Here is a 22481-nt window from a genome sequence, read left to right on the forward strand (position 1 = left end):
AAAAATAATAAATGTTCAAATGTACTGGTGTTTGATAATAAGCGATTGTAACATTTGACTTTAGACTTTTTTAATTGAGAGGATTTGAGTTTGACATGATAGATAATTTTTGGCGTGATTTACCACGACCATTTTTTGTACTTGCACCAATGGAAGATGTGACAGATGTTGTTTTTCGTCACGTAGTAAGTGAAGCCGGTCGACCGGATGTATTTTTCACGGAGTTTACAAACTCGGATAGCTATTGTCATCCAGAGGGTATGAAAAGTGTGCGTGGCCGTTTGATTTTTACAGAAGATGAACAGCCAATAGTGGCGCATATTTGGGGAGATAATCCCGAATATTTCCGTCAAATGAGTATTGGCATGGCAGAACTAGGGTTTAAAGGAATCGATATTAATATGGGCTGTCCTGTACCGAATGTAGCTTCGAGAGGAAAAGGTAGTGGCCTTATTCTGCGTCCAGACGTCGCAGCAGAACTTATTCAAGCAGCAAAAGCAGGCGGACTACCTGTCAGCGTAAAAACACGACTTGGCTTTAAGGAAGTAAATGAGTGGGAGGAGTGGTTAACGCATATTTTCAAACAGGATATTGCGAACCTTTCTATTCATTTACGTACAAGAGAAGAAATGAGCCAAGTGGCTGCTCATTGGGAGTTAATTCCAGAAATCAAAAAATTACGTGACCGTATCGCACCAAATACGCTCCTAACAATCAATGGAGACATTCCTGACCGTCAAACCGGGCTACAGCTTGCTGAAAAATACGGCATTGATGGTGTGATGATCGGGCGAGGTATTTTTAAAAATCCGTTTGCGTTTGAAAAAGAGCCAAGAGAACATAGCAGTAAAGAACACCTTGATCTTTTAAGACTACAGCTTGATCTTCAAGATCAATATGCGGAAGTACTACCACGTTCCATCACAGGACTTCATCGCTTTTTCAAAATTTATGTTAAAGGATTCCATGGAGCTGCTGAATTAAGAAATCAATTGATGAGCACGAAATCAACAGATGAAGTGCGTGCATTGCTTGATAAATTTGAACAGAGATGAAGGAATGAAAAAGCAGGGGCTTTCTAGCTCCTGCTTTTTGTCGTTATATGTCGCGAAATCGATATCCTTTGTCGAATAGTCGATAAGTTGTGTCTAAGCGCCGATATAATGAAAATATCGCCGATAAATAGGGGAGAAGCGCCGATATAATTTCATGTACTTGTCAGCTCGATCCTCTATGAATGTAGCAGAATTCTTTATCGTATATAATAAAAGTATCATTTCTCAATAGGAGTAAATAAATGAACGAACAATATTACGACGCAGTGTTAAATATAAAGACTGTAGGGGAGCAAAAAGGATTTAATAAGTCTATGCATTATCATCGCTATGAACCAACGCCATATAGTGGTTTAGATGAGTTATTGAATCAATACGAAATCAAAAGTAGTGATCGAGTTGTAGATTTTGGGTGCGGCAAAGGGCGATTGAACTTTTATATGCATCATAAGTGCGGTGCTTCGGCAGTTGGGATTGAAATGAATGAAGTGTTCTATAAAGAAGCAGTGGAAAATCGTGATCGTTATGCAAAAAAATCGAAAAATAGTAAGGGTAAAATTGAGTTTCAATGTTGCTTAGCACAAGAATATAAGATTGACATGCGTGATAATCGTTTTTATTTCTTTAACCCGTTTTCGGTACAAGTGTTTATGAATGTTGTAAATAACATATTACTTTCGGTGGAGGAAGTAGAGAGAAGTGTAGATATTATTTTATATTATCCGTCCGAGGATTATATCTTTTTCCTAGAGAATCAGACAGCTTTTGAGCTGGAGACGGAAGTAAGGTTACCGGGAGCTTATGAGAAGAATGGGAATGAAAGGTTTTTAGTTTATAGATTAGCATGATAAAGAAAGCAGGTGCCAAAGGCACCTGCTTTTGTAAAAACTTGATTAGTTACGGATTAAGTAATCAAAAGCACCTAAAGCTGCAGTTGCTCCTGAACCCATAGAAATAATAATTTGTTTGTACGGATTATTTGTACAGTCACCTGCAGCAAACACTCCTGGTACGTTTGTAGCACCGTGTTTATCAATTACGATTTCACCGCGAACACGTTCAACAGTGTCTCCTAACCAGTCTGTGTTTGGTACAAGACCGATTTGAACGAATACACCTTGAAGTTCGATATGATGAACTTCTTCTGTTTCACGATCGATGTAAGAAATGCCGTTTACTGTGTCGGTACCAGTAATTTCTTTTGTTTGAACATTTTTCAGAACAGTTACGTTAGGTAAGCTGTAAAGTCGTTCTTGCAGTACAGCATCAGCTTTTAATTCTGGCATGAATTCAAGAACAGTTACGTGTTTTACGATACCTGCTAAGTCGATTGCTGCTTCAATACCAGAGTTACCGCCGCCGATAACTGCTACGTGTTTTCCAGCAAATAGTGGACCGTCACAGTGAGGGCAGTATGCGACACCTTTGTTTTTGAACTCAGCTTCACCTGGTACGCCAACATTACGCCAGCGAGCACCTGTTGAAATGATTACACTCTTACTTTTTAGAACAGCACCATTTTCAAGTTCCACTTCAATAAGTTCTTTCTTCTCTAGGCGTTTTGCACGTTGTAATTTCATTACATCGATATCGTAATCTTTTACGTGCTCTTCAAGGCTTGCTACTAGCTTAGGACCTTCGGTGCGTTTTACGCTAATGAAGTTTTCAATACCTAGTGTATCCATTACTTGACCGCCAAAGCGTTCCGCAACGATACCTGTGCGGATGCCTTTACGTGCTGCATAAATTGCTGCACTTGCACCAGCTGGGCCACCGCCAACAACAAGAACATCGTATGGATCTTTATCAGAGAATTCTGATGCATCAGGACCGTTACCCATTTTAGCTAAAATTTCTTCAAGTGTCATACGACCGCTTCCGAAAGGTTCGCCATTTAAGTAAACAGTTGGTACTGCCATGATATCTTTGCTTTCTACTTCTTCTTTGAATGCAGCGCCGTCAATCATAGTATGTGTAATACCAGGATTTAGAACGCTCATTACGTTAAGAGCTTGAACAACATCAGGACAGTTGTGACAGCTTAAGCTGATATAAGATTCAAAATGATATTCACCTTGAATATTTTTTATTTGATCAATTACTTTTTGTTCAACTTTTGGAGCACGTCCACTTACTTGAAGTAATGCTAACACTAATGAAGTAAATTCGTGTCCTAAAGGAATACCAGCGAACGTTATGCCAGTTTCTTCGCCGATACGATTCACACTAAAGCTTGGTGTTCTCTCAAGTTGCGCTTTTTCGACTTTAATCTTAGATGACATAGCAGTTAATTCATCAACTAGAGCTAACATATCTTTAGAAACATCATCGTCTCCTGTGCTAACTTTAAGTAAGATGTCGCTTTCCATTAGTTGAAGGTATTGGGATAGTTGTGCTTTTATATCTGCATCTAGTATCATTTTGATCGCTCTCCTTAGATTTTACCTACAAGGTCAAGGCTTGGTTTAAGTGTTTTAGCTCCTTCTTTCCATTTCGCTGGGCAAACTTCGCCTGGGTTGTTACGAACGTATTGTGCTGCTTTAATTTTGTTAATAAGGATGCTTGCATCGCGACCAATACCGTCAGCATTGATTTCTACAGATTGGATAATGCCATCTGGATCGATGATGAATGTAGCGCGAGCTGCAAGTCCTTCTTCTTCCACTAACACGTCGAAGTTGCTAGTGATTGTGCGAGTTGGGTCACCAATCATAATGTATTCGATTTTACCAATCGTTTCTGAGCTATCATGCCATGCTTTATGTGTGAAGTGAGTATCTGTAGATACAGAGTATACTTCAACACCTAGTTCTTTAAGAGCTGCATATTGATTTTGTAAGTCTTCAAGTTCAGTTGGGCAAACAAATGTGAAGTCTGCTGGGTAGAAGCAAACTACGCTCCATTTTCCTTTTAAACTTTCGTCAGTAACTTGGATGAATTCTCCATTATGATAAGCATTTGCTTTAAATGGTTTTACTTCTGTGCCGATTAATAACATATCACATTTCCTCCTAATTATAAGTTTTGAGCAACATAAACTAGTGTGCTCAGAAAATAAAGTTCTTAATTAACGATAATAATTCTAATTCGATATTAATTATCATATAAAATCTGTTATTTTGTCAAGAGAAATGTATAACTTTATTGAAATTAATTATCAATTACTTTTGGAATATAAAGTTCTTTCTCTTAACGTAACTATGCTAGTAGTAAAATGGAATGTTTCTGTTAACTTTATTATAGTAAAAAGAATGAAAAATAACCTTAATTAGAATTTGAATATTGTTTGAAATTTCACGCCATTTTTGTATGACGGAAGATTTATATAATCGTGCTATTTTGCGAACGTTTCCTGACCTTACAGAAGATATAACGATTTTTATGGCAAATACGCTATTGTTAACATCTGATATGGTTATGAATCATAAAAATAAGAAAGAACTTGTCAAACGTTATATGAATCCTGAGCCATTTACCGATTATCATAAACGTAATGAACTTATTTTATATGTAATTGATAAAGCTTTTATTTCAAGTAAAGTATTGAGTTTTTTATAATAAATAAATTATTTATAAAAAATATTGTACAAGGACAAGAAACTCTAAACTATTTAGACAAGAAAGTCTAAACGGAATTTTTATAGATTTACAGAATTATATTCATTTAATCTTGTGTAAAAAGACATGAAAATGGGTACTTTTTATAAAGGGATTGCTTCAGTTATATATAATTTAAATATATTAAAGAATTATTCATTCTTCTCTATTTACCTATACTATTATCTATATCGATTTATTAATATATTTTTATTTATTTCTGGTGAATAATAAGAATTAAATCAACTTGAAAGAAATCGTTTAAAAAAACTCACAAATTCTTCAAAAGGTCTATATATTTTTGAAGTACTTTAAAATGTTATCTCGAACTTTTTGACACATTGTTTTTTATAGAAATTACCCCACTTCAAAAGGTGTATCTTTTGGAATGAAAAAGAAAAATCAAATTTAGTGTCCTCTTCCATACAAAATAGATTATTCATTGAATATTAATTATTTTATTCTCTAGTTTTCGTTTCTTCTATTGCTTCAATTACATATTGTGGTTCTAGTGCAAAAACTTTAATAGACGTGTAAGTAATCTCTAAAACTTGGACATACGGAATCTATTACTCTAGAAAAGATATGTGGTTGGTCTGGGAAAGGAACATGTATTCAAATATATGTATTATCAGCTGATAATATTTTGTTAACGATACAACCTCAGTTTTCAAAATTTGGTAGAAATGATGGGGAAACGGGTTTTATCCATTTCTCATTCAACGATTATGCGTTAGGTTCATCAGTATGGTTCTGAATTGGACAAAAGAATCCGTCGTCACCTCAAACAAACAAGTGACTCTTGGGGAGTCGATAAAACATATATCAAATTAAAAGGTTAATGAATCTATTTATATTGATTTTTTTCTAAATAAAACAAGAGGCCAGAAGGCTACAAAGCGCTTTTTCAAGAAAGCTTTGAGGTCTTTTCATGTTTCAAAGCCACGTGTTATAACAGTCGATAAGAACCCAGCTTATCTTATAGCAATTGAACAGTTGAAAAAAGAAAAAAGCATACCTGATGGTATGCAACTTAGACAACAAAAGCACTTGAATAAAATAGTAGAATAAGATCATCGTTTTATAACGAAGCGATGATATTGTTCTATGCTAGGAATTAAATGTTTTGACACAACTACATCCATTCTTCCTAGAGTAGAAGCCATGCATATGATTAAAAAAGAACAGCTTGATTTACGGGACCAGTCTGTCCAAAACCAGAAAAAATTCATTCATCAATTGTTTGGACTTGCAGCATAAGATACGATTCCGTTAGGAATCTATGCGTTTTATTCTCTTTTATTTTTGTACCAGAACCGATTTTATTACTCAGTTTTCTTGTTTTGCTGTATCCACAGCACTGTTTTTTCTACGTCTATTTCTGAAGAAGGTTTATTTCCATATCGGATGGATTCATAAATAGGAATGATATCCCTGGTTCTACAAATTCTATATAACCATTGCTGTATGGACTCGTGAGAACGTCGTTTTTCATGTAATTGCAAGGTTTGTTCCCATTCAATCAATTTTATTCGCACCGGATCAGTGGGAAGTTGATTTAATGGTTTATTAATAATCCCTCCTTTTTTTTCTGTATTAATTTTTTGATTGCTTGTATGATATGTTTTTGGGTGTTTCCTTTTTTTGCGGATTTGTTTTCTAACATATTTATAAATAAAACAAACGATAATTAGAATACAAATGAGATAAAAAACTACAGTAATCCATGAATTGCTAAGTAGTAAAATTATAGAATTCAAGAAATTTTTTTCTTCTGCTATTTTTATTTTTCGATTGGTGTGCGTCTTTTGCTCAGTATCAATATATTCGACTTCATCCATAGGTGTTTCAGGAAGGTCAGTTTCTTTAAATTCCCTTATTGTCTCTTTATACTCTTTCTTGGGTGATTTCTTAAAATATTGTTCTTTAATCACTTTTTGTATGTGCACAACACTAGTGGACATAGTTATCGCACCAATTGAGAAAAAAATAATTATCAAAAATCTTGCACACCACAAGCCAATCTGTATATGCCCTTTACTATTGAACATGACATAAATCCCTTCTTATTCTTTTATTACAATCCATTTTTCGGTTCGATTATTTGGTTTCGGAGAAGTACCGATAATTAAGGGAATAGCATCTAATTGCTTACGACGAAAACCTGCCGTAAAAAAATAAGAAGAAGATACAGGAGTATCCTGTTCTTTAATGGAGGCAAGTACTTTTAGCGTGTTTTGTAACTGCTTTCTGCTATTTCCTAATTTAATGTGTAGCAATCCATTGTGACTTACGGTATTTATCCACAATTCATAAGAACAATCTTGTACTAAAAGTTGTTTGCACATACCGGCTGTTATTTCTATAAGTTCCTCTGTATCCTTTCTTATTGACACTCCGTTCTTATTTATTAAATTTAAATAGAGTGCATATTTATCAGATTGTGTTCGTTCGTATTTCTTTGCAGTTATGATTCCTGTTTTTGCCGTTGCACTCCAATGTATCGAGCGGAAATCTTCATTTTCATAATTTTTTATCCCTATTACATTCGTTTCATCGTACAATGGTGAAGATAGAGATTTTCGAAATCCACGCGACCACTCTTTTAATTCTGGTACTTGGATATTAGGTACAGCAGGAAAAATCAAATAAGCAGGTGTATCAATTTGACTATACGTTAGATGGCTCATAATGAGACCAAATGGATCAGAAATTACTATTTCAACTTCTTCCCATTTCCCGATTCCCCTTTTCAAGGCTATGGCTTGAATGTCAAATGTTCTTATCTCCTCTCCCTTCATATTGAATTTCATATAGTAATTTGAACCTGTACTTTGATTTTTGTTTAGTGCGTCATGGTTCCAACTTAGTCTATTATCGCATTTAAATCGAAATACTATATTAAATATAGGTAATATAGTATTGTTTGAAATTTTAATTGAACAAATATTTTTTTCTCCTATAAAAGTATTTGGACTACCTTGAACATATTCCCAATGCACATGAGATATTTTACGTACATAAACATGGACAAACAGAATTAAAAATATATATAAGAATACAAACGATAAAATCAATAGATTGCTTGAAAATATACATAACACTAGGGCAGCTACTGATACAACTCCTATCATAAGTGGCTCAGCTAATGGAGTGTAAATAAGTGTCCGTTTCATTGCGTATTCTCCACCGGAACATGAAGACGATCGAGAATTTCATTTATAAGTTCCTCTTTTGTAGTTTTCATTTCACCTTCAATAGTTAAGGTTAATCGATGAGCACATACCGGTCTTACAAGTGCCTGTAAATCATCAGGAGTACAAAAATCTCTTTCTTTTAATAATGCACGAGCCTGAGCAGCTCTCATTAATGCTAGGGTACCCCGTGGACTGACACCAATTTCGATGAGTTCGTGTTTACGTGTCGCCTCAATAATTTCAAGAAGATACTCTTGAACGTCATCCCCCATTAAAACTTCTCTTGCTTGTTGCTGTAAAGCTAAGATTTCTTCGCTTGAAATGACGGAATGTAGGTTTTCTAAAGGATCATTTCTTTGGAATCGCTGCATCATCTCTTTCTCAGCCTCTCTAGTAGGATACCCTTGACGTATAGTTAATAAAAAACGATCTAATTGGGCATCTGGTAAAGGGAATGTCCCTGCTGATTCAAGTGGATTTTGCGTTGCAATAACTAAAAAAGGTCCAGGTAAAGTGTATGTGCTTTTGGCTATAGTAACTGTACGTTCTTCCATAACTTCCAATAATGAAGATTGAGTTCTAGGTACAGCGCGATTTATTTCATCGACCAATACTATATTTGCAAATATAGGCCCTAATCTCGTTTTAAATTCTGATTCTTTGACATTAAAATATTCTAACCCAATCACATCACCTGGTAAGGTATCGGCAGTAAATTGGATTCTTTGAAATTCGGCATCAATACTTTTAGCTAAACTTTTAGCTAAAGATGTTTTCCCAGTTCCAGGAACGTCTTCTAATAAAATATGTCCCTTTGCTATAAGAGCAATGGCCGCTAATTCAATCGACTCGTTTTTACCTATAATTACCCTTGAAATATTGTTGACTATTTTTTGTAATGTACTCATAAAATGCCCACCTATCTATCATCCTATTTTTTGTTTTGCTAAATCTTCCCAAGTTTGTAATTTTAGAGTATCGGTTATGTACCCACGACTGTTAACTATAATGGCTTGCGGGGCGGATCTTATGTTATATAACTGAAAAATATCAGGAGATACCGAGAAAGATAAATTATGGTTTTTGAATTTTGAAATGTAACTATCATCTAATTCTTTATTACTAATAAAGAAAATTTTGATATATTCAAAATTGTAGGTAGAACTAATTGAATCGACAAATCTTTTGCAAGTTGGACATCCTGATGAAATAAAAATTAGTAGTGTATTACTATTGGAATTTGGCCCAACTCTTAATTCTTGCTTGAATTGGTCTTTTAACTTAAATGGTGGTGCAGCCTGTCCAATCTGTAGTTCCGTTCTAAATTTTACATAAGATGAAGTGGCAATTACCCCAGCGAAAAATTTGATTTGGTTTGTAAATTTAAACAATAACAATCCTTGAAATACTACTAAAATTGATAAAAGTATTAAAGCCATTAAGGTTATTGAATTGTTCATCGTATCCCCCCTTATTTATCATTAGTTGACTCAATTACCTCTATAAAGTCGTTCAAGCTTTTAATGATGTAAAGCATAAATCCCGCTTCAGCTATAACAACAATCCATAAAATAATAAAACCCACAATTAAAAATGTATCCATATATTATTCCCCCTTTGTTATTATGTTTCTAATATTGAGTTTGAAACTATATATGATTTTTATAGTTAAATATATAATGATTGTCAAAATTAAATAGGAATGAAGAAATAGAAATTGGTTATTAAAAGGGAAACTAAATACTTTATAATCAAAATTCAACCAAAGTATAAAAATGCTAATTATCATTATTACATTTCGGAATACCAACTTCTTTGATATTTTCCCATTGCCAACAACTCCCCCACAACCACAATCGATATTTGTCCTACCCCTAAATAGATTAATTGTTATCGCTATTGTATACATTAGCATTAATAACATCGCGAATATTAGGTTAATTTTAAGTAGCAATCCAATCAACAAACAGAGTCCAATTACCAATTCTACTAGGCTATCAAACCATGCAAATAATCTATTTGTGGATTCGGGTACTATATTATAGGAATGTACAATAGCGTAGTGTTGTTCAAATCTTAATAATTTATATAAACTAGATGTAATGAAAATATATCCAAAAATAAAACAAGTCATATTAATAATTAGGTTCATAAATTTGCTCCTTTACTGTATCTTCTTTAGGGTCTATATACTTCTCTTTTTGTGAACTATATAGATTGAAATATTCACCGTGTAGATTCAATAATTCATTGTGTGTACCCATTTCGACTATGCCCCCGTCCTTCATCACTATAATTCGGTCAGCTAAATGGCATGCATACATTCTATGAGAAATAAAGATTGTGATTTTTTCGTTTGATATTTCTTTGAATTTTTCAAATAGATTTGCTTCGGTATTAGGATCTAGTGCAGATGTAGGTTCATCTAAAATCAGTATCGGTGCTGTTTTAATCAATGCTCTTGCAATAGCTATTCTTTGCCATTGTCCGCCCGATAAATCTGTACTATTGCCAAAGAGCCTTCCCAATTGAGTATTATAACTGTTTGGTAGTTTCGATATTAAACTATGTGATTCTGCAATTTTAGAAGAAGAAATTATGGTGTCTTCGGAAAACTCACAGGAACCTATTGAAATATTTTCTTTAGCAGTTAATTCATATTTAACAAAGTCCTGAAATATAACAGCTATATTGTTATATAAACTTTTCTTTTCTATTCTATTTTTATCTATTTCATCAAAAAAAATCGTGTTATTTGGAACTTCAAAACTTCCGATTAAGCATTTAATAAGGGTTGATTTCCCAGATCCATTTTCTCCTACGATCACTAGCTTCTCGTTCGGATGAATATCAAAATTAATATTTTTTATTACCTTTTTTTCTGTTCCAGGGTATGAAAAAGATAAATTTTTAACCTGTATTCCTTTCTGTAGTGTTTTTGGAAACATCTGTAATTCATTTGCAATACTAATTTCTTGTTCGTCCTCGTAGCCTAGTAACTCGTACAAATCGGTTATAAACAAATTTTGTTTATATATCTCCGCAAGCAAGGTTGCTATGGTATTTATTGAGTTTTGTGCAATTTGTACCGCACTATTTATTGAGACAAAATCTCCAATTTTTATTGATTTTCTAAAAATAAAAAATAGCAACAAAATTACTGTACCCATACTAATTATGTGATTAATAGAATTAAACAAGATTAATTTATTTTGTTGCCTGTTAACTTGCATTAAGATATCATTATTATTTGCTTTTAGTGATTTAGACCATTTTTGAATTAAAAATTCATATGTTTGATTTAAACGTAATTCTCGATTCGCTTGACGATTTACTAATAATGAAAAGATATAATTTTGTTCTCGTGCTTTTGGTGTCTGGAATTTCATCAAAAAGTAATTTTGTTCTCCAAATTTCTTTTGCATAATAAACAGCGGGATTGCTGAAATTATGCTTAAAAAAAGAAACAACCAATGAAATTGTGCCAAAAATAAAAGGGTGGATACTAAGGTAATACTATTTTTTGTGATTTCTATAATTTTCAATATAGGATCTAAAAATTTATTCCCTATATCCCCCTGAACTCTTTGAAGATGATCATAAAACTTATTATCTTCAAAATATTGATACTTTACCTTTAACACTTTATTTGCAATTATTTTTTTTATTTTATAGTCTATTTGTTGCTCCAATTTTATATTTATCGTTATCTTATACTTATCTAAAAAAGTAGAGGTTAAATTAATTAAAAGCTGTAGAATCAAATAGATAATCACATTGGAGATTACTTTATCATTAGAAGTAAATAATTGTTGAATCGAATTCAGTAATTTTTGAGTAATAATTAAAGTAAATAATGGTAAAATCCCTTGGAATATATTTATTAATAGAATACAGATTAGTTCTAATCTAGCTGTAGACCACACTAGTTTACTAGAATTTAATAGATATTCAATCCGCATAGTCCACCTCATTTTTCTGAAAATTTTTAAAAAACTAAAAATATTTTTTCATTCCAAATTATAACATGTTATAATTTGGAATGAAAGGGGGGAGAATGATATGTTATTAGGCGCAATATTATGTGACTGTAGTAGATATTCTTGTAGTCCAGATACATATTGTGGTACAGGTGGTAACCCACATCCATATGTAGGGACAGGGACAAGGTATGTTTGGGACTGTAAATCTGGAGCTGACTGTGGCTCGAATCAGACCGGTTCTAGATGTAATTGTAACCGTTAAAGCCAAAACAATGGATTAGTTTATAAACTAATCCATTGTTTTATGTTGACTTATTGGGGGAATATAAATGTTTTACTTTGTAATGTTTATTCTAACATTAGTGATATTTATATTTACAAATCTATCACTTAAAAAATTGCATTCTAAACTACATACAATAAAATCTGCAAAGCAAAATACTATGGCTTCTAATAGTCTACCTATCAATTCAATTGCTCCAAGCTTTAGTTTAGAAACCCTAACGGGAAATATAGTGACATTAGAAGAGTTACGGGATAAACCCGTTATACTCTTAATTGCTGCTGATACTTGTGATGCTTGTTCACTAGACATTATTGAATTTAGAGAAGAAGCCAGAAAGTACGGGGATAATTATAATTTTGTCTTGATTGTTGCAACCTCTGATCCTACTATGTTAAATAACATGGACTTTGTAGAAGAAACAAAGTTGCAAGTATTATTAGCCACAATGAATTTTATGAAAGACTATAAAATCTCCATGATTCCTACATTTTTATTTCTTGATGAAAGAGGTGCTGTTTTAGGCTCTCCTTACATAGTAAATCAATTTGATAGATATTATAAACTTCTCGGTAATTCTACAATAACTGCATAATTTCCCACACATTGTTTTAAGAATGTTACATAAAAACTGAATAAAATATAATTAATCAAAACAGGTTACAAGTAAAGATATACTTCCTTACTTATAACCTGTTTTCTGTACCTTTTGGAATGAATATTTATTACAGTCTTACGATATAAACATACGTTTTTTTAAAATGCTATTTCTCTACATATATTCTTTTATTCTATATAATAAAAAGAAGAACATCTCTGTAATATTATAGTTAAAAAAGGAGGAACGGTACAGGTGGAACTTGATGTGGCATTATAACATTTAGGAGGATCTGATATGTACTCATTCAAAGAGGCACAAGCTATGGATTACCTATTAAAGAAGTTACATTATAATGGGTTATTAGAAAAAATAACAGGGAATACAAGCGAATTAAAATTGGTGATAGTATTTAATAATCAATATATATCAGGGGATTTTATTAAGTTTCAAGAAGGTTCCATTGAACAATATGAAGTCGATGGTTCACATGATTATGAAAAAGTTAAATATAATAACAAGGAATTTTCTGCCTACCATAAATTATGGTCATCGTTTTGTGAAAAGTACATAGCAGGTGGATATGAATGTAAACTAATGGGTAAAAGTTTACTTTGGAGCTTATAATAGAAATCCAACATATAATGGCCATGAGCATTTACAACATAGTTTTAGTCAGGGCAATAAGAAAAACCACAGCAATTGTTGTGGTTTTTCTTATTGATGAAACTGAAAGTAAACTTCTATTCAAAAGTTTATTTTCGTATTTTGTTTAATTTACAATTAATTTTGTAATAAATCTCCCTGTATAGATATAACGGTTATTTATGCCCTACTAGAAGATAAAAAGGTATAACATTATATAAAATGGAAGTGATATCGTGGTACGTAGTAATTATTAAATTAAAGGGGGAGAAATAAGGATGGATACTAATAAATCAAATGGCTAAAAGTTTACTTTCAAATATTGTATTATTAATGGCTAAGTAGTTTAGAGTTTCTTGTCCTATGTTCAAAAAGTTTAGACTTACATGTCCCGTTATTGAGACATGAAAGTACCTACAAAATTTATGATAATGGCTATTTATTAACGATTGTTCATGAGATTTTAGTTTAGACTTTTATGTCTTTCTACAAATATATAGATTTCATAATGTGATATAGAGTATTTTAGTAATTACGAACGAAATAAAGTTTATAGATGATGAGGAGGAAGTTTTGTTTAAAAAATGCTTATTTATATTTTTGTTTATAATAATTTCGATAGGAGGCTATATAGCGTATAATCATTATTTTTATCATGATAAGAGTTCGAAAGTTAGTAGAGAGAGTCAAAAGATTATAAGTATTATTTCTAACGCTACCGATGAAATTGCAAAAGGTGTTCCTGTTCGGAGTGAACGAGGAACAATTTCTAGAAAAGATCATGCATTCATTTTAAGTTTTTTTCGAAATTATGAAAAATTGTTATCGGATGAGATTGATCCTAAAAAACATGGATATACAGAGTCTGAGCAACAGTTGGTCAGGTATACAATAAAACTTTTTACAACATATAATATAATGAACCAGCAGTTTATTCTTGGGGATATGTCGTTTGCTTCTACAATTATGAAAAATCTCTATGAAGACTTAGATAAGGCTCCTATGTATTTATATCTTGAATCTCAAGGTGAGCTGAAAAAGGAACAAAAGAAACAAGAGGAGCAGATCACATCAGTTGAAAAGGGGCAGAAGAAAGAAAACTTCTCAGAAAATAAATATAAAATAGAGGAGTCTACTAAGGAACAAGTGTCAGAAGATGAAATTCGAGATTTTATGGAGAAATATGCAGATGCTGGTATGAAAGCAATTAGGGAAAATGACTTCTCGTACATAAAGAGTTTTTTAGATCCAAAAGGAAAAGCGTACCGAGAAAGTCAAAAATATATTAAATATATAAATGATAAAAATATCTCAGAGACGTTGCTAACCTATCAAGTGAATAGTATTAAATTAATTAATAAAGCAGAATATGTCGTAACTGCTTATGAGGAATATGGAATTACATATGGTGATGGGACAACTAAAATTAAAAGCTTTAACAATACGTATAAAATCAAAGTATTAGAAAATGGAAGGTTGGCAATGAATGAGCTTTTGACGAAACATTAATGGAAGGTAGAGTATATAAAAGGGAAACTATATTCATAACAAATTCGAATTTGTTAGATTTATGACGAAATAAAAATAGTAAGTACGTCAGCTTCTAAATTCCAAATAAATACAAAACAAGGAGTGCAGAACGTGTTAGAAATCGCTTTTCGTGAAGGGAAGCTGGAACCATTTGAATTAAGCGTAATGGGAAAAGATATATCTGCAGTGAAAAAAAGAATTTGGAGCACCTGATGTTTGGCAAGAGGCAGGATGTACAGAATGTGATGCTCCTAATACTGCCGTGCATGGAGGTTATAATCTTAATATGTTTCCGTCAAAAGTTCGAACAGTTTGGATAGCACCTTATATTTCGGTAAGAGAGTTAAAAGAATGGTTTGGTGAACCAGATGATACTGATAGCGGCATAGAATATGAATAACGAGGCACTCGTTTATAATCGCGAAGGTTATTCGATTTATTGTAGCTTTTCTGATACTCTTGTTGAACGTATTGCTGTTTATAAGCATGAATAAAGAAGAAGCCATAACCTTATCTATTTTATAAGTTTCTAAAGGATAGAAGAAATCCCCCAAGAACACTCTATTCTTAGGGGATTTCTATGTAATTTACTTTGGACTTTTTAATAGTAAATACATAAAGTAAGGAGCACCAATTAAAGCAACAACGATACCGGCAGGAATCCCGCTAGGTTCGACGATATGGCGACCGATTGTATCAGCTAATGACAGAAGCCATCCTCCAATTAAAATGGCTACGGGGACAAACATTTGATGTCTAGGCCCTACTAATGATTTTGCAATATGCGGAGCCATAAGACCGATAAAGGCAATGCCTCCTGTAACTGAAACGGCAGCGGCAGCCAATGCCACAGCTGCTAGGAGAAGAGAGCGGCGTTCTTTTTCGAGTTCGATTCCAACGCCAATTGCGACGGGTTCGTTTAAGGCTAAGATATTGAGACGATTTGCTTTATATAAGATGAATGGGATCAGTATAGCTAGCCATGGAAGAATTGCTAAGACGAAGACCCAATCATCTCCCCATATGTTTCCGGCAATCCACTTTGCAATAAAGTCTACCTTTACACGCTCAGCAGATGAAATAATGACGATCATTGTTCCTGAGAGCGCAAATGAAAATCCAATCCCTGTTAATGTTAAGTGAATCGGCTGAAGACCAGTCGTTTTTCTATAAGAAAAAATATAAATAAGACAAGCTGTCAAAAAAGCCCCGATAAATCCAACAACTGGAAGTAAGTAGATAAAAGAACCTGCATCGATAGGAAAATATAAAAAGAAAATCGCAATTGCAACGCCTGCACCCGAGTTAATCCCAATAATTCCTGGTTCCGCTAAATCATTTCGGGTAATTCCTTGTAGTATAGCTCCAGATAGAGAAAGTGCCATTCCGGCTAATAACGTAATCGTAATTCTAGGTAACCGAAGGGAGAATAGAACAAATTCCTCTTTAAAGGTTCCTTTTCCAAACAATGTTGGAAGTAGTCTATCATAGGAAAGAGAAGCTGCTCCAAGTCCCATACTAATTGTAATCGTCGTGATAATAAGAATGAGTAAGGCAAGTATAATAAGGCGTTGCTTTCTTAGCATAGGTTGAATCATGAGAATGTTTGGCCTCCTTTACGTACAATGAACAAGAAGAATGGCAGCCCAACAATAGCAACAATGGCAACAAGTGGCGTTTCATATGGAGCATTCATTGTACGACCAATTGTATCTGCAAGTAGCATAAAAGAAGCCCCGGCAAGTGCGGACATCGGAATGACAAATCGATAGTCCGGTCCAACGAGTGGGCGTACCATATGAGGTACCATAAGACCGATGAATGCCATATTGCCAACGAGTGCAACGGAAGCCCCGGCAAGTAAAATGATGATAATAAACAGGATTATTTTAATTACAATAATTTTTTGGCCGAGTCCAATTGCGACTTCCTCACTTAGACTGAGGACTGTTAACTTTTTTGAAAATAAGATGGCAATAAGTACGTTGATTGAAATGACGGGAATAATGAGCTGCAATTGACCCCACGTTGTTCCAATTACGCCTCCAGCTGTCCACATTGATACGTCTTGAGAAATCTTAAAATAAATTCCAATCCCTTCTGAAACTGCAATTAAAAATGCGGACACTGCTGCACCAGCAAGTACGATTCGAAACGGAGAAAGTCCGCCCTGTTTCATCATTCCGATTCCAAAAACCATAATGGCACCGATTGCTGCTCCGATAAAACAAGCAATCATGATATAAAAATAGTTTGCAGAAGGAATAAATGCGATTGTAATGGCAAGAGCTGCATTAGCACCACCTGTTAGTCCAAGGAGACCTGGATCAGCAAGGGGATTTCGAGTTAACCCTTGCATAATGGCGCCTGAAACCGCGAGTCCAGCCCCGACAAAAATAGCAGCAACTTCACGTGGTAAACGTATTTCGCGAATAATAGATATTTTATCTCCTTTAGCGGAGGAAGTAAGAGCTAACCAGACATCTTTTATCGTTGTATCTGCAGCACCGAATACCATTGAAGCCATAAAAATAAGAAGAAAGACAATGATTCCTAATATAAATTTGTATATAAAGGAGGTGGAACGTAGAGTGTTTTTTGTCATCAGTTTCACATCTTTTCTTTTCATAGAATAAAGGAAGAGGAATTCTTATTGTAAGAATTCCTCATTGTTGTATTATTGACCCAGAAAACTTTTTTTGAAGAAATCTAATTGGAAATCTAATGTCAGTGGATCATTAAAGTAGAATTCCATCATATTGACTTCATATGCTCTATTGTTTTTTACAGCTGGAATGTTTTTATAGGATTCTGTTTCTTGGAATGAATTATCAGCATCTTTATTTTTACTTACGATTAAGTAATCTCCAGCATACTCAGGAAGAACCTCAGTAGATAAAGCGTAATAGCCTGGTTTTAATGCTTTTTCTTTTACTTTTTCAGGCATTTTTAGTTTCATTTCTTGGTATAGAATTTCTGTTCCACGGCCCCAGTTCTCGCCGTACACATAAATTTGTTTATTGAAGTTTTCGATAACAGAAACGGTTGCGTCTTCTCCGATTTTTGCTTTAATTTCTTTACCAGCTGCTTGAGCACGTTTTTTGAAATCATCAACCCAAGCTTTTGCTTCCTTTTCTTTATTTAATAATTTACCAATTTCAATATGTTGTGTTAAGTAATCAACTTTTCCATAAGTATATGTTACAGTAGGAGCGATTTTCTTTAACTTATCAACATTTTTAATATTTGATAAACCAATGATTAAATCAGGATTTAGTTCAGCAATTTTTTCAATATTTTCATCTGATACTTCAGCAACATCTTTAAGTTTGCTATCAAAACGTGGGTTTTGTTTAGACCATGAATCTACCCCGACAAGATTTACGCCTAATGACATTACGTTACCAGCGAATGATGACAAAACAACAACGCGTTTCGGATTTGCAGGAACTTCAACCTTACCATTTTCAGATTGGTATGTAATTGTTTCAGACTTTCTTTCTTTTGCTTCGTTCTTCTTATTTGATGAGCTGTTGCTACAAGCGCTCATAATTAGAACGAATAAAACTGTTAATGAAATAAATAATTTCTTCATGTTATATTCTCCTTATGAAAATTTCAGTGATATATGTTAGTACGAAATAAAGAATGGCTAAAATAATTTCAAAATTAACAATTCTTTACATATTGATAATGATTATCAATATTGATTCTGTAAATAATATAATTTCATCTCCTTACCTTGTCAATAGTAATTTTGATTGTAAATCTAATAGAAACAAGTTATATTTTATTGAGAATGATAATCATTTGATTATAACTGAGGAGTGAATACGAATGAATAAAGAAGAATTATTTGATGTAACTGTAATTGGTGGGGGACCTGCAGGGCTTTATTCAGCGTTTTATAGTGGATTACGAGAAATGAAAACAAAAATAATTGAATTTCAGCCACATTTAGGCGGGAAAATACATGTTTACCCTGAAAAAATGATTTGGGATATTGGAGGATTGCCACCAATTACAGGGGCAAAATTAATTGAACAACTTGTAGAACAAGGATTAACATTCCAGCCGGAAGTAGTCTTAAATGAGAAAGTAGAATCGATTACTCGCGACGAATATGGAACGTTTCTATTAACAACTTCTTCTGGGCAACAACATTTTTCGAAGACTGTTATTATAGCGACAGGAAGCGGAATATTGAAACCACAAAAATTAGCAATTGAAGGTGCTGAAAGATTTGAAGTATCAAATTTAAATTATACAGTAAAATCTTTGAAGCATTTTAAGGATAAAACAGTTATTGTTTCAGGTGGAGGGAACTCAGCGATTGATTGGGCAAATGAACTGGAACCGCTTGCGAAAAAGGTATATGTAACATATAGGAAAGAGGCGTTATCTGGCCATGAAGCACAGATTACACAATTGCTGAACAGCTCGGTTACTTGCTTGCTCAATACATCTATTACAAAACTAATTGCAGGAGAAAATCATGAAGCAATTGAACGTGTGGAATTGACGAATCATGAAACCGGAGAAATTTCCTATTTATCAATTGATGAAGTGATCATCAATCACGGTTATGAACGTGATATGACATTATTAGAGAATAGCGAATTGAACATTGAAATGATTGATAATTATTTCATTGCGGGAAATGCAAACAGTGAATCTTCTATACCGGGTCTATATGCTGCTGGAGACATTTTAAAACATGATGGGAAGTTGCACTTAATCGCAGGGGCATTCCATGATGCCGGTAATGCTGTTAATAAAGCGAAACAGTTTATCCAGCCAGATGCAAGTGAATATGGAATGGTCTCCTCACATAATGATGTGTTTAAAAAACGCAATCGAGAATTAATGAAGCAAATGATAGAATAAATGGCTTTATGAGTAAGGAAAGACAGCGGATAGGAAATTATTTACAATTTTGTTTTTGAAGAAAAGTAAAGATTTTTAGTGTATCATGGAAAGTATGAGCAATAATAATAATCTAGAAAAATATAAAACACCCAACTACGAACCCACTTTTACACAGAAAGGGGAAGTAATTTGGGTGTTTTCCTATTTGCTAGCATAACTATGACACCGGTTTCATAAATTCACGTCGTATAATGCTATTTGAAAAAGACAAGAAGACGTGTAACTTGTGAATCTTTCTAGTGTATATATAGTTTGAGCTTATGTTTGCTTGAAAATACGAAATCATGCAGTCCCTTGTGCTTGTTGATCAGGGAATTTCCAGTTTTGTACAGATGAAATATATTGTTTTCCATGCTTTCTAGCTATAGATTCTAATATGTGACGAACACGTTTAGTTAAGTGACCTTGTTTTTGTAATGCTTCGCAATATGCATCATAGAAGGCATATTTAGCCCAAAGAAAATCACTTTGTTGGAATAAGAAATGGTTTTTATACCAATCTCCAATGGTTTGATATGTCTTATTTTTATCAGTCATTTTTGCTTGTTCCATAATTCGTTTCGGTAAAGTTTTAGATAGATAAGAACTTGTCTGTTCTGTTTCGGCGCGTAATGATTGCTCTAACATAGTAATGATGTGACGAGTAGCCATATGTTAACTCTCCTTTGTATCAATGGGTAATACCATCTATATTTGTAAAAAAGCTTACTTATATTATTATACAGTATATGGAATGCATCTACCTGCTTTTTACTACGCATTTACTAAATCTTTTTAAATTATTTACAAAAGTATCCTATAATAAAGTAAGATAAATGATATATATGAAAAATAAATAAAGGAATGAAAAAAATGTATATAACAATAGAAGAGGCTGCTGAATATTTAAACCTTCCGAAGTCATATATTGAAGAATTAGTTCGGCAAAAGCGTGTCCGTGCTGTATATGATGGGGAACAGTACTTGTTAAATAAAGAGCAGTTTAATACACATTTAGAGCAAATGGAAAAATATAAACAATTAATCGAAGAAATATTAAACGAACCAATTCCTGAAGATATGGATGTGAAAGACGAAGATTAAAATGAATAGTAAATGCTATTTAAAATTCTGTTTGAAGGTATGAAAACAGAATTTTTTTTGAAATGATGAGCATGATTCATGTTGATTTACTGCCTGGATTCGTTAACGAAAACCGAGGGAGTCTAGCATCTCAAAATAGCATAGTGTGGTTGCGGTGTTTTACCCTGTTCAGTGAGAACGGGAACCATTTTATATACAGACGGTCTGTTGTATAATCAAATAAAGTGGATGTAGTGTAATAATAAAGAGGTTATTTAAAGGGAAGCGATTGTTCTGAAAGCAATTTCATCATTATAATGTAAAGGGTTAGTAAATATAATGAGGTTTGGGGACAAATTAAGAGGAGTATTTACTATGAACAAATTGAAAAGCTTGATTCAAGAGGAAAAAGAAGCTTTAAAAGTATTTTTATTATTATTCTATATTATATTCTTTTTATATGACATTATATATTATTTTGTATATCCTACAATGAATATAAATGAGACGAAGGTAGGATGGCCTGAAGGTGGGCTAGGAATTGGCGTACATATCTTTGTTATTTTATTATTTCCTATTTCTGTATATTTACAAAGGCGTGGACATACATATTTTATAAAGTATTTATTTCTAATCGGGTATATGGCTGTAGACTTTATTAATAACTTAATGATTTATTTGAAAACAGATCGGGGATTTGACAACGGAAATATGGTTGAAATATTTTTCGTTTTATTCGCGCCAGTATTTGTGAATAAAAGATATTTTTATTTAGTTTCTGCACTCGTAATTGGAAAATATACATTTTTTTGTTTGTTTTTACAAGATGGGAAAGTTATTATTCCGCTCGTTTTATGTATTTTTTTCTGTTTGATTTCACATTCTTTACTAAAAAGATTTCAATCGTATGTTAGAACTGTATTAGAAATCTTGAGTCGAGTGAAGCAGACAGAAAATTTAGCTTTAATCGGAACGATGTCTACAACAATTGCACATGAAATCCGCAATCCTTTAACAGCTTTAAAAGGTTTTACTCAAATTCAAAAAGAGCGGAATCCAGATTAAGCAATAAGTTACGAGATTATGTTAAAGGAAATTGAACGAATTAACGAATTTGTGAATGAGTTAATGCTATTAGGAAAGCCGAAATCAAAAGAATATACGTGCTGTAATATACAAGACATTTTAATATATGTTGTTCGATTAATGGAAAGTTATGCAGACCAATATCATGTGAAGATTCATATGCAATTAAATAGTGAATTACCAAAGGTCAATGGAGATGAAAAACAACTAAAACAAGTACTGTTGAATATTGTTAAAAATGGGATTGAGTCCATGAAGGAGGGCGGGAATCTTAAAATTTCTGCTCAGGAAAACATGAAAGGTAAGTTATCCCTGTTTATTGAGGATCAGGGGTGCGGGATAAATGAGGAAGAAATGAAAAAGCTCGGTAAAGCATTTTATACAACAAAAGAAAATGGAACGGGTCTTGGATTAATCATTACACATAAGATTATTCAGGAGCATCAAGGAAGTATGAATATAAAGAGTAGCATTGGTGCAGGTACAAAGGTAGAACTAACGTTACCAACAGTATAA

21 protein-coding genes and 3 pseudogenes are annotated in these 22481 nt (G+C 33.1%); 11 read left to right on the top strand and 13 right to left on the bottom strand.

Translation table 11 applies throughout. The annotated features are described in order from the left end of the window. Nucleotides 1–95 precede the first annotated feature (95 nt). Nucleotides 96–1055 (top strand): tRNA dihydrouridine synthase, encoded by a 960-nt coding sequence (locus BCER98_RS01875; RefSeq protein ID WP_011983433.1) that lies wholly within the window; start codon nt 96–98, stop codon nt 1053–1055. 242 nt (nt 1056–1297) lie between these two features. Next, the gene (locus BCER98_RS01880) at nt 1298–1903 is read left to right on the top strand and encodes an SAM-dependent methyltransferase (RefSeq protein WP_011983434.1); all 606 of its coding nucleotides are present in this window, start codon (nt 1298–1300) and stop codon (nt 1901–1903) included. A 45-nt stretch (nt 1904–1948) separates the two neighbouring features. Here BCER98_RS01880 and ahpF read toward each other — a convergent pair whose 3' ends face one another. Both ahpF and ahpC read right to left on the bottom strand, forming a co-directional pair. Further along, entirely contained in the window at nt 1949–3475 is a 1527-nt protein-coding gene (gene ahpF / locus BCER98_RS01885; RefSeq protein ID WP_011983435.1) for an alkyl hydroperoxide reductase subunit F, read from the bottom strand. A 14-nt stretch (nt 3476–3489) separates the two neighbouring features. Beyond that, nucleotides 3490–4053: an alkyl hydroperoxide reductase subunit C gene (gene ahpC, locus BCER98_RS01890; protein WP_011983436.1), complete on the bottom strand. Its 564-nt coding sequence runs from the start codon at nt 4051–4053 to the stop codon at nt 3490–3492. A gap of 308 nt (nt 4054–4361) precedes the next feature. On the opposite strand from ahpC, the pseudogene BCER98_RS01895 reads away from it, so the two are divergent. Continuing rightward, nucleotides 4362–4604, top strand: a pseudogene (locus BCER98_RS01895) (S-methyl-5-thioribose kinase); the annotation flags it as partial. 644 nt (nt 4605–5248) lie between these two features. Next, nucleotides 5249–5912 (top strand): annotated as a pseudogene (locus tag BCER98_RS20520) (IS6 family transposase). A gap of 65 nt (nt 5913–5977) precedes the next feature. On the opposite strand, the gene BCER98_RS01905 reads toward BCER98_RS20520, so the two are convergent. Genes BCER98_RS01905 through BCER98_RS01930 form a run of 7 tightly spaced genes read right to left on the bottom strand, consistent with a single transcriptional unit; the run spans nt 5978 to nt 11811 of the window. Then, a complete protein-coding gene (locus BCER98_RS01905; RefSeq protein WP_011983438.1) occupies nt 5978–6703 on the bottom strand; it encodes a hypothetical protein in 726 nt (241 codons plus the stop codon). A gap of 15 nt (nt 6704–6718) precedes the next feature. Further along, nucleotides 6719–7828, bottom strand: coding sequence for a DUF58 domain-containing protein (locus BCER98_RS01910; protein ID WP_011983439.1), 1110 nt, complete (start codon nt 7826–7828; stop codon nt 6719–6721). Next, nucleotides 7825–8757 (bottom strand): AAA family ATPase, encoded by a 933-nt coding sequence (locus BCER98_RS01915; protein WP_011983440.1) that lies wholly within the window; start codon nt 8755–8757, stop codon nt 7825–7827. The genes BCER98_RS01910 and BCER98_RS01915 overlap by 4 nt, the downstream gene beginning before the upstream one ends. A gap of 18 nt (nt 8758–8775) precedes the next feature. After that, nucleotides 8776–9309: a TlpA family protein disulfide reductase gene (locus BCER98_RS01920; RefSeq protein ID WP_011983441.1), complete on the bottom strand. Its 534-nt coding sequence runs from the start codon at nt 9307–9309 to the stop codon at nt 8776–8778. Between the two features lie 11 nt (nt 9310–9320). Then, on the bottom strand, nt 9321–9452 hold the full coding sequence (locus BCER98_RS23315) for a hypothetical protein (RefSeq protein ID WP_002052178.1): 132 nt from the start codon (nt 9450–9452) through the stop codon (nt 9321–9323). 3 nt (nt 9453–9455) lie between these two features. Continuing rightward, nucleotides 9456–10001 carry a MauE/DoxX family redox-associated membrane protein gene (locus tag BCER98_RS23550; RefSeq protein WP_011983442.1) on the bottom strand — a complete coding sequence of 182 codons (546 nt, stop codon included), beginning with the start codon at nt 9999–10001 and terminating at the stop codon, nt 9456–9458. Further along, entirely contained in the window at nt 9985–11811 is a 1827-nt protein-coding gene (locus BCER98_RS01930; RefSeq protein ID WP_011983443.1) for an ABC transporter ATP-binding protein, read from the bottom strand. The genes BCER98_RS23550 and BCER98_RS01930 overlap by 17 nt, the downstream gene beginning before the upstream one ends. Nucleotides 11812–11911: 100 nt before the next feature. Between BCER98_RS01930 and BCER98_RS22050 the strand changes: the two genes are divergently transcribed. From BCER98_RS22050 to BCER98_RS01945, 4 genes are all read left to right on the top strand, one after another. Next, nucleotides 11912–12094 (top strand): hypothetical protein, encoded by a 183-nt coding sequence (locus tag BCER98_RS22050; RefSeq protein WP_142288750.1) that lies wholly within the window; start codon nt 11912–11914, stop codon nt 12092–12094. Nucleotides 12095–12161: 67 nt separating this feature from the next. Beyond that, entirely contained in the window at nt 12162–12710 is a 549-nt protein-coding gene (locus BCER98_RS01935; protein ID WP_011983444.1) for a peroxiredoxin family protein, read from the top strand. A gap of 300 nt (nt 12711–13010) precedes the next feature. Continuing rightward, nucleotides 13011–13340, top strand: coding sequence for a hypothetical protein (locus BCER98_RS01940; RefSeq protein WP_011983445.1), 330 nt, complete (start codon nt 13011–13013; stop codon nt 13338–13340). Nucleotides 13341–13931: 591 nt separating this feature from the next. Beyond that, entirely contained in the window at nt 13932–14867 is a 936-nt protein-coding gene (locus BCER98_RS01945; RefSeq protein ID WP_011983446.1) for a TcaA NTF2-like domain-containing protein, read from the top strand. Between the two features lie 608 nt (nt 14868–15475). On the opposite strand, the gene BCER98_RS01955 is transcribed toward BCER98_RS01945, so the two are convergent. The 3 genes from BCER98_RS01955 to BCER98_RS01965 are packed head-to-tail and all read right to left on the bottom strand — an operon-like array spanning nt 15476 to nt 18483. Beyond that, on the bottom strand, nt 15476–16486 hold the full coding sequence (locus BCER98_RS01955; protein WP_011983447.1) for a FecCD family ABC transporter permease: 1011 nt from the start codon (nt 16484–16486) through the stop codon (nt 15476–15478). Then, complete coding sequence (locus BCER98_RS01960) at nt 16483–17517, bottom strand: FecCD family ABC transporter permease (protein ID WP_041809394.1); 1035 nt, start codon at nt 17515–17517, stop codon at nt 16483–16485. Before BCER98_RS01960 ends, BCER98_RS01955 begins: the two co-directional genes overlap by 4 nt. Before the next feature lie 48 nt (nt 17518–17565). Beyond that, the gene (locus tag BCER98_RS01965) at nt 17566–18483 is read right to left on the bottom strand and encodes an iron-hydroxamate ABC transporter substrate-binding protein (RefSeq protein WP_011983449.1); all 918 of its coding nucleotides are present in this window, start codon (nt 18481–18483) and stop codon (nt 17566–17568) included. A gap of 242 nt (nt 18484–18725) precedes the next feature. Here BCER98_RS01965 and BCER98_RS01970 point away from each other — a divergent pair, with 242 nt between their 5' ends. Continuing rightward, the gene (locus BCER98_RS01970; protein WP_011983450.1) at nt 18726–19775 is read left to right on the top strand and encodes an NAD(P)/FAD-dependent oxidoreductase; all 1050 of its coding nucleotides are present in this window, start codon (nt 18726–18728) and stop codon (nt 19773–19775) included. A 324-nt stretch (nt 19776–20099) separates the two neighbouring features. Here the strand turns inward: BCER98_RS01970 and BCER98_RS01975 are convergent, their stop codons facing one another. After that, nucleotides 20100–20468, bottom strand: coding sequence for a hypothetical protein (locus BCER98_RS01975; protein WP_011983451.1), 369 nt, complete (start codon nt 20466–20468; stop codon nt 20100–20102). 201 nt (nt 20469–20669) lie between these two features. Here BCER98_RS01975 and BCER98_RS01980 point away from each other — a divergent pair, with 201 nt between their 5' ends. Together BCER98_RS01980 and BCER98_RS01985 are read left to right on the top strand one after the other, a co-directional pair. Next, nucleotides 20670–20900 (top strand): helix-turn-helix domain-containing protein, encoded by a 231-nt coding sequence (locus BCER98_RS01980; RefSeq protein WP_011983452.1) that lies wholly within the window; start codon nt 20670–20672, stop codon nt 20898–20900. A gap of 354 nt (nt 20901–21254) precedes the next feature. After that, nucleotides 21255–22481, top strand: a pseudogene (locus BCER98_RS01985) (ATP-binding protein).

The sequence above is a fragment of the Bacillus cytotoxicus NVH 391-98 genome, assembly GCF_000017425.1.
Lineage (GTDB): Bacteria > Bacillota > Bacilli > Bacillales > Bacillaceae_G > Bacillus_A > Bacillus_A cytotoxicus.

Excerpts from the sequence above, each read along its gene's own strand:
- BCER98_RS01975 (WP_011983451.1), bottom strand. The coding sequence starts at position 20,468 with ATGGCTACTCGTCACATCATTACTATGTTAGAGCAATCATTACGCGCC.
- BCER98_RS23550 (WP_011983442.1), bottom strand. The coding sequence starts at position 10,001 with ATGAACCTAATTATTAATATGACTTGTTTTATTTTTGGATATATTTTC.
- ahpC (WP_011983436.1), bottom strand. The coding sequence starts at position 4,053 with ATGTTATTAATCGGCACAGAAGTAAAACCATTTAAAGCAAATGCTTAT.
- BCER98_RS01970 (WP_011983450.1), top strand. The coding sequence starts at position 18,726 with ATGAATAAAGAAGAATTATTTGATGTAACTGTAATTGGTGGGGGACCT.
- BCER98_RS01940 (WP_011983445.1), top strand. The coding sequence starts at position 13,011 with ATGTACTCATTCAAAGAGGCACAAGCTATGGATTACCTATTAAAGAAG.
- BCER98_RS01920 (WP_011983441.1), bottom strand. The coding sequence starts at position 9,309 with ATGAACAATTCAATAACCTTAATGGCTTTAATACTTTTATCAATTTTA.
- BCER98_RS01965 (WP_011983449.1), bottom strand. The coding sequence starts at position 18,483 with ATGAAGAAATTATTTATTTCATTAACAGTTTTATTCGTTCTAATTATG.
- BCER98_RS01955 (WP_011983447.1), bottom strand. The coding sequence starts at position 16,486 with ATGATTCAACCTATGCTAAGAAAGCAACGCCTTATTATACTTGCCTTA.
- BCER98_RS01875 (WP_011983433.1), top strand. The coding sequence starts at position 96 with ATGATAGATAATTTTTGGCGTGATTTACCACGACCATTTTTTGTACTT.
- BCER98_RS01960 (WP_041809394.1), bottom strand. The coding sequence starts at position 17,517 with ATGAAAAGAAAAGATGTGAAACTGATGACAAAAAACACTCTACGTTCC.
- BCER98_RS01905 (WP_011983438.1), bottom strand. The coding sequence starts at position 6,703 with ATGTTCAATAGTAAAGGGCATATACAGATTGGCTTGTGGTGTGCAAGA.
- BCER98_RS22050 (WP_142288750.1), top strand. The coding sequence starts at position 11,912 with ATGTTATTAGGCGCAATATTATGTGACTGTAGTAGATATTCTTGTAGT.
- BCER98_RS01980 (WP_011983452.1), top strand. The coding sequence starts at position 20,670 with ATGTATATAACAATAGAAGAGGCTGCTGAATATTTAAACCTTCCGAAG.
- BCER98_RS01915 (WP_011983440.1), bottom strand. The coding sequence starts at position 8,757 with ATGAGTACATTACAAAAAATAGTCAACAATATTTCAAGGGTAATTATA.
- BCER98_RS01930 (WP_011983443.1), bottom strand. The coding sequence starts at position 11,811 with ATGCGGATTGAATATCTATTAAATTCTAGTAAACTAGTGTGGTCTACA.
- ahpF (WP_011983435.1), bottom strand. The coding sequence starts at position 3,475 with ATGATACTAGATGCAGATATAAAAGCACAACTATCCCAATACCTTCAA.
- BCER98_RS01935 (WP_011983444.1), top strand. The coding sequence starts at position 12,162 with ATGTTTTACTTTGTAATGTTTATTCTAACATTAGTGATATTTATATTT.
- BCER98_RS01910 (WP_011983439.1), bottom strand. The coding sequence starts at position 7,828 with ATGAAACGGACACTTATTTACACTCCATTAGCTGAGCCACTTATGATA.
- BCER98_RS23315 (WP_002052178.1), bottom strand. The coding sequence starts at position 9,452 with ATGGATACATTTTTAATTGTGGGTTTTATTATTTTATGGATTGTTGTT.
- BCER98_RS01880 (WP_011983434.1), top strand. The coding sequence starts at position 1,298 with ATGAACGAACAATATTACGACGCAGTGTTAAATATAAAGACTGTAGGG.